At 68.0% G+C, this 11,124-nt stretch carries 9 protein-coding genes; 2 read left to right on the plus strand and 7 right to left on the minus strand.

Annotation, left to right across the window (positions count from 1 at the left end; translation table 11 throughout):
* Window positions 1-98: 98 nt before the first annotated feature.
* The 4 genes from A7X97_RS20725 to A7X97_RS20740 form a co-directional block, all read right to left on the minus strand.
* Window positions 99-1,703 carry an OpgD/OpgG family glucan biosynthesis protein gene (locus A7X97_RS20725; protein WP_072167419.1) on the minus strand — a complete coding sequence of 535 codons (1,605 nt, stop codon included), beginning with the start codon at window positions 1,701-1,703 and terminating at the stop codon, window positions 99-101.
* 104 nt (window positions 1,704-1,807) lie between these two features.
* Window positions 1,808-2,620 carry a bifunctional DNA-formamidopyrimidine glycosylase/DNA-(apurinic or apyrimidinic site) lyase gene (mutM, locus tag A7X97_RS20730; protein ID WP_061480453.1) on the minus strand — a complete coding sequence of 271 codons (813 nt, stop codon included), beginning with the start codon at window positions 2,618-2,620 and terminating at the stop codon, window positions 1,808-1,810.
* A 19-nt stretch (window positions 2,621-2,639) separates the two neighbouring features.
* On the minus strand, window positions 2,640-2,972 hold the full coding sequence (locus A7X97_RS20735) for an EF-hand domain-containing protein (protein WP_088496598.1): 333 nt from the start codon (window positions 2,970-2,972) through the stop codon (window positions 2,640-2,642).
* A complete protein-coding gene (locus A7X97_RS20740) occupies window positions 2,969-4,171 on the minus strand; it encodes a DesA family fatty acid desaturase (RefSeq protein ID WP_088496599.1) in 1,203 nt (400 codons plus the stop codon). The genes A7X97_RS20735 and A7X97_RS20740 overlap by 4 nt, the downstream gene beginning before the upstream one ends.
* Window positions 4,172-4,322: 151 nt before the next feature.
* On the opposite strand from A7X97_RS20740, the gene A7X97_RS20745 reads away from it, so the two are divergent.
* Entirely contained in the window at window positions 4,323-5,144 is an 822-nt protein-coding gene (locus A7X97_RS20745; RefSeq protein ID WP_053496707.1) for an ABC transporter ATP-binding protein, read from the plus strand.
* A 124-nt stretch (window positions 5,145-5,268) separates the two neighbouring features.
* Here A7X97_RS20745 and A7X97_RS20750 read toward each other — a convergent pair whose 3' ends face one another.
* Window positions 5,269-6,471, minus strand: coding sequence for a DUF4785 domain-containing protein (locus A7X97_RS20750; protein ID WP_088496600.1), 1,203 nt, complete (start codon window positions 6,469-6,471; stop codon window positions 5,269-5,271).
* An 11-nt stretch (window positions 6,472-6,482) separates the two neighbouring features.
* On the minus strand, window positions 6,483-7,361 hold the full coding sequence (locus A7X97_RS20755) for a hypothetical protein (RefSeq protein WP_072167423.1): 879 nt from the start codon (window positions 7,359-7,361) through the stop codon (window positions 6,483-6,485).
* 261 nt (window positions 7,362-7,622) lie between these two features.
* Between A7X97_RS20755 and A7X97_RS20760 the strand changes: the two genes are divergently transcribed.
* Window positions 7,623-8,462 (plus strand): acid phosphatase, encoded by an 840-nt coding sequence (locus tag A7X97_RS20760; RefSeq protein WP_072167424.1) that lies wholly within the window; start codon window positions 7,623-7,625, stop codon window positions 8,460-8,462.
* Between the two features lie 131 nt (window positions 8,463-8,593).
* Here the strand turns inward: A7X97_RS20760 and A7X97_RS20765 are convergent, their stop codons facing one another.
* Window positions 8,594-10,864, minus strand: coding sequence for a TonB-dependent receptor (locus A7X97_RS20765; protein ID WP_072167425.1), 2,271 nt, complete (start codon window positions 10,862-10,864; stop codon window positions 8,594-8,596).
* Window positions 10,865-11,124: the final 260 nt, after the last annotated feature.

Here is an 11,124-nt window from a genome sequence, read left to right on the forward strand (position 1 = left end):
CACCCGGACCCACCCCGCCATCCCACGGAATGCACGCATTTGACGTTGCCTTGGCTTGAAGCGGGTGCAGGGCTGCAAGCCCTGCAATCCCAAACCACTCAGTACAGCGTGCGCTCCGGCGCACCGGCCGGCGGCGGGGTGTACTGGTACAGCCAGGTCTCGGTGAGGGTCTTGCCACCACTGCGCAGGAACAGGCGGATGTCGATCTGCTCGGTACTGCCTTCCGGCGGCACCAGGTCGAACATCGCGCGATAGCCGTTGATCTCGCGCAGCGGGCGCGCCGAAACGATCTCGACCCGGCCACGGCTGGCTTCCACCACCGCTTCGACCTCGGCCTTGTCGATCAGCCTGGCCAGTTCGCCACCTTCGAAGTCCACCGCGAAGCGCCAGCTGAAGTACTCGCGCTTCTTGCCGACCACACCGCCCAGGCCGGTGCGGCTGGCCACGCAGTGCGCCAGCGGCGGGCGCGCCGGCGGTTCGGCGCCCCAGTACAAGCGGTAACCGACCAGCAGCTCCTGGCCCGGCTGTGGCTTTTCCTTCGGGTTCCAGAACGCCACGATGTTGTCGAAGGTCTCGTCCACGGTGGGAATCTCCACCAGCTGCACCGAGCCTTCGCCCCATTCGCCCTTCGGCTCCACCCACAGGCACGGGCGCTTCTCGTAGAACACGCCGTCGTCCTGGTAATGGTCGAAATTGCGGTCGCGCTGCAGCAGGCCGAAGCCGCGCGGGTTGCGGTCCACGAACATGTTGAAACGCAGGTTGCGCGGGTTCAGCAGCGGCCGCCAGATCCACTCGCCGGCACCGGTCCACAGCGACAGGCCATCGGTATCGTGGATCTCCGGGCGCCAGTCCCAGCCCATCCGGCGGTCGTTCTCGCCCACCTGGTACATGCTGGTGCACGGGGCGATGCCCAACCGCTCGATCGTCTTGCGCGGGTACAGCGCGCTGTCGATGTCCATCAGCAGCACGTCACCGTTGGTGATCGCGAAGCGATAGGCTCCGGCCACGCTGGGCGAATCCAGCAGGCCGTAGACCACGATCGTGTCCGAATCAGCCGACGGCTGTTCCAGGTAGTAGGCGATGAAATCCGGGAATTCCTCCGGCTTGCCCATGCCGGTGTCGATCGCCAGGCCACGCGCGGACTGCCCGTACTGGCCCTCCTTGCCGACCGCGCGGAAGTAGCTGGCGCCAAGGAAGGCGGCGAAGTCGCGGTCGGTGTCCTTGCGGGTGTTCAGGCGGAACCCGGCGAAGCCCAGATCGGCCGGCAGCTCGCCATCCTTGATGCCGCTCTTGCCGTAGTTGAACGCCGCGCCGTCATACGCCAGTTCCTGCGCCTTGCCGTCGACCACGTCGAACATGCGCACCGGCGAATGGAAGTACAGGCCCAAGTGGAAGAACTTGGCCTGGAACTTGCCGGGCTGGTCGGCCCACAGCGCATGGTCCTGGCGGTAGCCAATCGACTGGTACTGGTCCCAGTCGAGGCCTTCCAGGCGGCCCGGCAACACCCGCTTGTGGCTCTTGTAGGGTGCCTGTGCCAGCGCGCGCGCCTGGCCCTTCAGGGTGGCGAAGTCGAACGGCTGCGGTTGGCCGAGGCGGCGCAGGCCCATCTGGCCGCTCCTGCTGGCCGCGCACGCGGGCAGGGACGGCAGGCCGAATGCAGCCAGGGCGAGGGAGGCATTGCGGATGAAGTCGCGTCGTTGCATGCAGGCGCGTCAGGCACAGAGGGAAGGTCGGCCATGATAGGCAGACAAACGTTAACGGGCAGCGGAGACGCGCCCTGCCCGTTCAGCTGCCGCTGGTCGCCGGCTCAGCGCTGGCAGTGGCTGCACCAGACGCTGGCGCGCTGGCCGATGGTGGCGTGCTTCAGCGCGCGCCCGCAGTTCGGGCACGGCAGCCCGTCGCGGCCGTACACCAGCAGCTCCTGCTCGAAGTAGCCCGGCGCACCATCGGGGCTGATGAAATCGCGCAGGGTGGTGCCGCCGCGGGTGATGGCGTAGCCCAGGATCTCCTTTACCGCGTCGGCCAGCCGCTGGTAGCGTTCTCGCGAGATCTTTCCTGCCTCGCGCAACGGGCTGATGCCGGCCTTGAACAGGCTCTCGGCGGCGTAGATGTTGCCCACGCCCACCACCACCGCCTGGTCCATCAGGAAGGTCTTCACCGGCGCGCTGCGGCCCCGGCTGCGGTCGAACAGGTAGTCGCCGTCGAACGCGTCGTCCAGTGGCTCCGGGCCCAGCCCCTGCAGCAGCGGGTGGATCTCCCCAGCCGGCTGCCAGAGCAGGCTGCCGAAGCGGCGCGGGTCGTTGAAGCGCAGCAGGCGGCCGTTGTCCAGGCTGATGTCGACGTGGTCATGCGCCCGCAGCGGGGTATCACCGGGCAGCACGCGCAGGCTGCCGGACATGCCCAGGTGCAGGACGGCGCTGCCGATGGCGGTATCCAGCAGCAGGTACTTGGCGCGCCGGCGGATGTCCTCGATGCGCTGCCCCGGCAGCAGCTCGGCCACTTCCGGTGGAATCGGCCAGCGCAGGTCGGCGCGGCGCAGGATCACGCCATGCACGCGCCGGCCCTGCAGGTGCGGCGCCAGGCCGCGGCGGGTGGTTTCGACTTCGGGTAGTTCGGGCATGGTGCGATTCTACGCCCGCTCAACGCGGCGGCGCGGACAGCTCGCGGGCATCCAGGAAGCCATCACCGTTGGCATCCTGCTTGTGGAAGCGCTGCACGATCACCTGCCGCTGCTGCTCGCGGCGGATTGCCCTGCCCTTGCCGCCGGGCAGCTCGTCGGCGCTCAGTACGCCATCACCGTTGCGGTCCATGCGATCGAAGGCATACAGCATCCACTGCACGTACTCGGCCTCGTTGACCTTGCCGTCGCCATCGCTGTCCATCCGCTGCAGATAGCTGGCGGTGTCGGTGACCTGGGCCAGCGCCGCACCCGGCAGCAGCGCCGCCAGCAGAAGCCCATACCCTGCCCTCACGCGCCCACCAGACTGTAGCCCTTCAAGCGTGCGGCGTAGGCCTGCAACGCCGCGATACCGCTTTCCTCGGCCTCGCGGCACCACGCCTGCAGCTGATGCAGGCGCTCGGCGGCGTCGTGGCCACGGGCTTCCAGCAGCGCAGCCAATCGCCCGCGGTACTCGACCAGGGTGCGGATGCGCGGCCGCTGCGCCACCCATGCGCTGAGCTGGGCGCGGCTGTCCGGCTTCAGCCAGCGGCCATCGTTGACCAGGCCACGGCGCAACCGGCGTGGCAGCAGGCGGCGCAGCTTGGCCCCGGCCTGCGCGGCCTCCTCGCGCAGGGCTGGCATGAACACGTTGCGCTGGTAATCGGTCATCGCCTGGAAACGGTGCGACAGCAGCGCCTTCAGCGTTTCGGCATCGGGCACGGCGATGTTCGGGCGCACGTCCATGGCCGGCGCCACCCGCAGCACCCTGGCCAGGCGCAGCGCCTGCAGCAGGCGGATCGCACTCCAGCCGATATCGAACTCCCAGCGCCGCATCGCGAAGCGCGCCGAACTGGGGAAGGCATGGTGGTTGTTGTGCAGCTCCTCGCCACCGATCCAGAACCCCCACGGCGTGAGATTGGTGGAGGTATCGGCCGACTCGTAGTTGCGGTACCCCCACCAGTGGCCCAGGCCATTGACTACGCCCGCCGCCCAGAACGGGATCCACGCCATCTGGATCGCCCACAGCGCCACGCCGGGCAGGCCGAACAGCACACTGTTGATCGCCAGCAGCACTACCGGCCCCAGCGTGGCGTGCGGGGTATACAGGTGGCGCTCGATCGCGTCGTCCGGCGTGCCGCGCCCGTACTGCTCGATGTCCGCGCGCATGCCGCGCGCTTCGCGGTACAGCTCCACGCCATGCCAGAACACCTTGCCGATGCCGCGGGTGACCGGGCTGTGCGGATCGTCCTCGGTCTCCACCTTGGCGTGGTGCTTGCGATGGATGGCTACCCACTCGCGGGTGATCATCGACGTGGTCAGCCACAGCCAGAAGCGGAACACGTGCGCCAGTGCCGGATGGAAATCGACCCCGCGATGGGCCTGGCTGCGGTGCAGGTACAGGGTTACCGAGAAGATGGTGATCTGGGTGAAGAACAGCAACACCGCCAGCATGGCCCACCCTCCCAGGCCGAGCACACCACCGGTCAACAGGGACATCAGGGCATCAGACATGGCAGCTCTCCGGATCGACGCGGGGATGGCAGACATGATGGGCGCTTGCGTTGCAAACTGCATCCCTGCGGCGATGTATCGCATCGCCATCCGTGGCACCGTTCACAGTTGGGGACCTGAGTTGTCGAGCCTTGATCCACGCGCCAGCACCATGACTGCCGCCCCGCCCGTTGCGGAGCTGCCCCCCTTGATCGAACTGGACCGCGCCACCGTGGTGCGCGGCCAGGTGAAGGTGCTGCACGGGCTCAGCCTGCGCATCGCACAGGGCCAGCACACCGCCCTGCTCGGCCCCAACGGCTGCGGCAAGTCGACCTTCATCAAGCTGATCACCCGCGAGCTGTACCCGCTGGCGCAGGTTGACGGTTCCGTGGCGGTAAGGGTGCTGGGGCAGAACCGCTGGCAGGTGGACCGGCTGCGATCGCAGCTCGGCATCGTCACCGGCGATCTCAGCAGCAATCTGGCCGACATGCCGGGCCTGACCGTGGAACAGGCAGTGCTGTCCGGCTTCTTCGCCAGCTACGTGGTGCCGGCCTTCCGCGAAGTGACCGCCGATATGCGCGCACGCGTGGGCGAGACACTGGCGATGACCGGCGCCCTGTCCCTGCGCGACCGCGCCTACGCCGAGTTGTCCGCTGGCGAGACCCGCCGCGTGCTGATCGCCCGCGCGCTGGTCAACCGGCCGCAGGCACTGCTGCTGGATGAACCCTCCACCGGGCTGGACCTGGTCGCCCGCGAGCAGCTGGTGGCGACCATGCGGGTGCTGGCGCAGCAGGGCATCACCCTGGTGCTGGTGACCCACCACATCGAAGAGATCATTCCCGAGATCGAGCGCGTGGTACTGCTGCGCGATGGCCGCGTGCTGGCCGACGGCACCCGCGCCGAGCTGCTGCGCAACGAACCGCTGTCGGCGGTGTTCGGCGGCGCGATCACCGTCTGCGAGCAGGAAGGCCGGCTGACCGCATACGCGGGGTGATCGGCATGCCGTTGTAGAGCCGAGCCCACGCTCGGCTGCTCCTGATCACGGCAAACGGCCGCCGAGCATGGGCTCGCCTCTACGCAGGAGCAGCGGGCCGGACCCCGGCCCGCTGCACGCAACCTCAGAACCGCAACGCCAGCGCGCGCGACTCGATCGGTGCCATCCGGCTCTGGTCCTGCAGCTGCAGGTCGCGCAGCTCGTACGGTGCGCCAAAACCGGCCGGCAACGCGGCCTCGCCGAACGGCAGCACCAGCTGGCCGGCGCCTGGGCCATCGAACCACCCGGCTGCATGTGCCTGCGCGACCGGCTTCATCCGGCCATCGCGGGCCGTGGCATACAGCGTGCCGCGTGCCTCGTAGCGGCCTGCCGCAGCCACCTGCAGCGGCAGCGCCACCTGGCGGCTGGACGGGTCCGGTGCTGCATGGCCACTGAAACGCGCGGTCGGCCGTGCCACCGCGAAGGCCACCTTGCCATCGCGCAGCACGCCATCGGCCTGGGCGAACACCTGCAGCTCCCACAGTCCCTGCACGGTGCCGACGTCGGTCGGGATCCGCACCTGCGCGCGCAGGCTGCCATCGGTGGTGCGCAGCAGACGCTGCGGCCAACTGCGGCCATCCGGTGCGACCAGCAGGGCTTCACCCCCCAGGCCGCCACGACGCGATGCCAGCTGCGCGGTGGTGGCGCCGTCTTCCAGCAGGCGTGCCTGCAGCTGCACGTTGCCACCGGCCAGCACCTGCGCCTGGTTGGCCTGCACTTCCAACCGCAGCGGGCTGTTCGGCTCCAGCACCTGCACCACATAGCGGCCCTGCGCCTGCGTGCTCTGCAGGGTGTACGCACCGGCGGCACTGGTCGCGCCGGTGCGCAGCATGCTGCTGCCATCACTCACCGGCATGCCGGCATCCTGCAGCGCGCGCGCATCGACACTGCGGGCCACGCTGCTGCGGCCAGCCGGGTCGCGCACCTGCAGGGTGTTGGCCGGCAGCGCGCGGGCTCCTGCGGCCGGACTCAGCTGGATCACCGCATCCGGCGCCGTCAGCGGCAGGTCCAGGCCGCGCTGCAGCTGCGTGCCATCGACCTGCTGCCAGTAACTGCGGCTGACCGAGGCATATGGCGTGGCCGCCTGCAGCGGCTGTGCCGGGTCCAGCGCCCAGGCAAACGACAACGGCGCGTGTTCGCTTTCATCGGCAGGCAGCGGCGCGGCCACCAATGCGGCAGGCACCTGATCGCCCGCGCGGGCCGCCTGCAGAGGCTGCGCGGCCTGCGCGGCGGAAAGGGACAGTACTGCCAGCACCGCACTGGCCAGCAGGGTGGAATGGGTCGTCATGGTCATCTCTCTCACTGGGTCAGGTCGTTGCGCAGCAGGGTGCCGAGGCCGAAGCACTCGCGCCGGCTCTGGTTGTGGCTGAGCGGTTCTGCGCCCTGGGTGCGCGCTTTGTCGGTGAACCAGGTGGTGCCGGCCGCCTTCTGGCTGCTGCACTCCAGAAAGCCATCGGAGCAGGACGACAACCAGTTCTGGGTGAATTCCAGGCCAACGTTGGCGGCATAGCCACCGCAGTAGCTGTTGCTGTCCCACACAGCCGATTCCACGTCACTGCCGACCACCGCGCGGAACGGCTTGGGCAGCGCCGGGCGACCGGCCGTGCCGTACAGGTTCTGCGCGTTGTAGGTGGCCATGCTGGCCACCTGCTGCTGGCGTACCGCGTCGTTCTTGTAGCCCAGCAGCCAGCCCAGTGACGTTTCGAAGGTATTGCCGTTGAGCACCGCATCGGCCAGCGGCGTGCCCGCCGAGGACGGCGCCAGTGCGGTGACCTTGCGCACCGTGCGGATGATCTTCGGATAGCGGCTGTCGTAGGTCGGGTTGGACAGGATCCAGCGCATCACGTTGCCGCCGTTGGAATGGGTGATCACCACCAGCTGGGTGATGCCACGGCTGTCGATGAAGCCGGTCAGCTGGTTGGCCAGGCAGCCGGCGGCCTCCGGTTTCCACATGTACTGGGTGAAGTCACAGTTGATGACCACATAGTTGCTGCTGTTCGGCAGGCCCTGGCGCACGGTGTCGATGATCGCCGGCTGCCAGTAGTCCTGGGTGGCGTTGGTCTGCGCGCCGGTGCCATGCACGAAGGCCACGCCGACCACGTCGGCGGCCTGCGTCGGTGCTGCTGCCAGCCCCAGAAGCAGGGCCAGGACGGTACTTCCTGTTGCGGTGCTGCGCATCGCTTCTCTCCCTCTGTCTTCGGATCCCCCCGACCCGGCTGGAACTGGACGGCCCCTGGTGCCTGCCGATGTGCCGATGCTCACGGTGCGGCCGCGTGAAAGTCCGTGCGCTGCGCCCGGATTCAGCAGACTGGCACCCTTCGATGACGTTCTTCATCTCCTGTGATGACCATGCCGGGTCTGGCCGTATGACCGATGGCCACTGCGGTGCCGCGCACGGGCTGCGATCATGACGCGATGTTTTTCCTCCGGAGCCCGTCCATGTCGATGATTTCCCACCCTGCCCGCCCGCTGCTCGGCCTCGCCGTTGCCGTGGCCCTGGCCGGCTGTGCTGCCACGGCCACCAAGCCGACCGCCGTCGAAGCCAACATCACCACCAAGGCCGTGGGCTATCTGGACAAGAGCGCTGTTCCGGCCAGCCTCGATCTGGTGCCGGCACCGCCGGTGGCCGGTTCGGCCGCCCTCGCCCTGGACGAACAGGTCAGCCGTGAAGCCCGCGCGCTGCGAGGCAGCCCGCGCTTCGCCCAGGCCGGCGTCGATGCGGAACTCGGCTTCCCCGAGGGTGCAAACCACTTCTCCTGCGCCGCCGACATCGACGTCGATGCGGTGAAGACTCCGGCGCTGTATCGACTGCTGGAGCGCAGCCGGATCGACGCCAGCGCCGCCACCAAGGCGGCCAAGAACCACTACCAGCGCCCGCGCCCGTTCATGGTCAACGGTGAGCCGACCTGCTCGCCGAAGGACGAGGATGGCCTGCGCAAGAATGGTTCCTATCCATCAGGCCACACCTCAATCGGCTGGGCCTGGGCACTGATCCTGTCGGAGATCGCGCCGGACCGCGCCGATGCCATCCAGGCCCGCGGCCGCAACTACGGCGAGAGCCGCCTGGTGTGCAACGTGCACTGGCAGAGCGACATCCTCGAAGGCCGCTTCATGGGCGCCGCCGCCGTGGCCCGCCTGCACGACAACGCGGCGTTCAACAAGGACCTGCTGGCCGCACGCAAGGAGATCGAGGCGGCGCGGAAGGCCGGTCGGCACTCCAGCCGCGACTGCGCCACCGAGAATGCGGTGCTGAAGGTGCGCCCGCAGAGCGCGCTGTAAGCCATGCCTCTGTAGAGCCGAGCCATGCTCGGCTCATGGCAGTCGAGCATGGCTCGACCCTACAGAAAGCAGGAAACAGAAGGGCCGGCATTGCGCCGGCCCTTCTTCATTGCACTACCGCAGCCACCGCATCAGAACTTCGCGGTGAACTCCACGCCCCAGGTGCGCGGCTCGTTGAGGAAGCCGGTCAGGTTGTTGAAGTCGATCGCACCGACCACGCGGGTCTGGTTGGTCAGGTTGCGGCCGAACACCGCCACGTCGTACTGGCCATAACCCCAGTTGTAGCCCAGGCGCAGGCCGCCTTCCAGCGAACTACGGCCGCGGAATTCCGGCGACTCGTAGATGAAGAAGTTCACCGCACTGCGGTAGGCCCAGTCGGTGTAGGCGTACAGCTCGCTGCCATCGCTGAGCGGGAAGCCCACGCGCAGGGTCGCGTTGTGGATCCACTTCGGCGCCTGCGGCAGCGGGTTGCCGTTCACCAGCGCGTAGGTCTGGCCGTTGATCACCGTGGTCGGGTCGGTGATGGTGCAGCCGCCGCCACAGATCGCCACCGCCAGGTTCTTGTCCTTGATCTCGGTGTCGTTGTAGCTGCTGCCAAAGGTCAGCAGGACGTTGTCGGCCAGGTAGGCCTCCAGGTCCAGCTCGACGCCCTGACCGATGGTCTTGTCGGCGTTGAGCAGGGTGGCGGTGTTGTTGGCACCGCCCACGGCGATCAGCTGCTGGCCATCGACGTCGTAGCGGAACACGCTCAGGCCCAGGCGCGCGCGGCGCTCGAACAGATCGGCCTTGACGCCGGCCTCGTACGAGATGACCTTCTCCGAATCGGCCTGCGACAGACCCGGCGCAAAGGCCAGGCGGCCCTGGATCGACGGCGCGCGGAAGCCCTTGGCCACGCGGGCGTAGGCGTTGATGTCGTCGGTCAGCTTGTAGACGCCGCTCAGGTCCCAGCTGACGTCGTTGACGTCGGTGTTGGCCAGGTACGGGCCACTGACCGGGGTGCCGAACGGAACGGCCTGCAGCACGCTGGCGCTGAAGTCCTTCTTGTCCTGGGTGTAGCGCACGCCGGCACGCAGCTTGAAGCGGTCGGTGACATCGAAGTCACCCGAGGCGAACACCGCCCAGGCCTTGTTGCGCTGGTTCTGCACCACGTGGCCGGTCTGCGGATTGCCCGGGGCCAGCGAGTCGTAGTTGAAGTTGTTGATGGTCACGTCTTCATCGAAGTAGAAGACGCCGGCCTGCCAGTCGAAGCGGCCCCACTCGTTGGACTCGACGCGGAATTCCTGCGTCCACTGGCGGTGATGCGGCAGGCCATCAGCCGACTCCGAGGAGAACGGAATCAGGCCCGGGCCGTAGTTGCCGGCACCGAGGAAGGCCGCACCGTAGCCACCGTCGATGTCACCGCGGTTGAGCGATTCGGCGGTCTCGTAGCCGGTGATCGAGTGCAGGGTCACCGAGCCGAGGTTCCACTGCAGGCGCGCGCTGCCACCCCAGGTCTCCAGGTCGGAGAAGTTGACGCCGTCGTTGGCCACCTTGTCGCGGTCGAAGTTCTCGACCAGCGAATTGCCACCCTTCTGGATGATGTTGGCGCGGAACAGGCGGGCGGTGCCGTTGAGCTTGCGCTTGTGCAGGTTGAACAGCGCTTCGAAGTCATCGCCTTCGTACAGGAACTGCACGCGGCCGGCGGCTTCGTCGTAGCCTTCGAAGCCACTGTTGGGAGCACCGACACGGGTGTTGTCGACCCAGTCGTCGCGGCGCTGGTAGATCGCCGAGACGCGTGCCGACCAGCGGTCGGTCAGCGGGCCGCCGTAGGCGCCCTGCACGTTCCAGCTGTTGTAGCTGCCATAGCCGACGCGGAGGTAGCCATCGGCATCCTGCGACGGGCGCGCCGAGTCGAACTTGACCACACCGGCCGGCGTGTTGCGGCCGAACAGGGTGCCCTGCGGGCCACGCAGCACTTCCACGTTGGCCAGGTCGAACAGCGGGAAGCCCTTCAGCAGCGGGCTTTCCTGCACGACGTCGTCGTATACCAGCGACACCGGCTGCGACGCATTGAGATCGAAATCGGTGTTGCCCAGGCCGCGGATGTAGAAGCGCGGGAAGGCACGGCCGTAGGACGACTCAATGTTGAGGCTGGGCACGCGTGCGGCCAGGAAGCGGATGTCATCGCCGGCCGAACCGAGCACATCCAGCTTCTCGCCCTGAATCGCGCTGACTGCAACCGGTACGTCCTTGGCGTTCTCGACACGGCGCTGCGCGGTGACCTGCAGGGTGTCGAGGGCAACCGGATCCTTGGCGGCAGGGGTTTCCTGGGCGGCTGCTACCAACGGCAGCAGGGCGGAAAGAGCGGCAACGAGAGGGCGCGCGACCGGAAGGCGGCCACGGGAAGTGCGGGTCGGGGACATGGCGGTAGGCTGTGTTTGGAGGGGTGGTAAAACGGCGCTACCAGATAATTGTTGCAATACAGCACCTGCCCCGCAAATGCCGGCCGTTCATGGCCCCGTCGCCCTGCCCCCCGGGGCGCTCGCTAGACTCGGGGTTTTCCAGCGCCGCGGAGCCGCCGCAATGACCCAGTGGTACTTCCATGCCTCGGCCCAGGCCGACCGAATCGGACCGCTCGATGACCCGGCCGCGCGCCGCTACGCGCAGGCCAACCCGCGCGCGC

This window comes from Stenotrophomonas sepilia (assembly GCF_003244875.1).
Classification (GTDB): domain Bacteria; phylum Pseudomonadota; class Gammaproteobacteria; order Xanthomonadales; family Xanthomonadaceae; genus Stenotrophomonas; species Stenotrophomonas sepilia.

Bases quoted from the DNA above. Each gene is read 5' to 3' on its own strand.
- A7X97_RS20765 (WP_072167425.1), bottom strand. From the start codon at position 10,864: ATGTCCCCGACCCGCACTTCCCGTGGCCGCCTTCCGGTCGCGCGCCCT.
- A7X97_RS20740 (WP_088496599.1), bottom strand. From the start codon at position 4,171: ATGTCTGATGCCCTGATGTCCCTGTTGACCGGTGGTGTGCTCGGCCTG.
- A7X97_RS20745 (WP_053496707.1), top strand. From the start codon at position 4,323: ATGACTGCCGCCCCGCCCGTTGCGGAGCTGCCCCCCTTGATCGAACTG.
- A7X97_RS20750 (WP_088496600.1), bottom strand. From the start codon at position 6,471: ATGACGACCCATTCCACCCTGCTGGCCAGTGCGGTGCTGGCAGTACTG.
- mutM (WP_061480453.1), bottom strand. From the start codon at position 2,620: ATGCCCGAACTACCCGAAGTCGAAACCACCCGCCGCGGCCTGGCGCCG.
- A7X97_RS20760 (WP_072167424.1), top strand. From the start codon at position 7,623: ATGTCGATGATTTCCCACCCTGCCCGCCCGCTGCTCGGCCTCGCCGTT.
- A7X97_RS20725 (WP_072167419.1), bottom strand. From the start codon at position 1,703: ATGCAACGACGCGACTTCATCCGCAATGCCTCCCTCGCCCTGGCTGCA.
- A7X97_RS20755 (WP_072167423.1), bottom strand. From the start codon at position 7,361: ATGCGCAGCACCGCAACAGGAAGTACCGTCCTGGCCCTGCTTCTGGGG.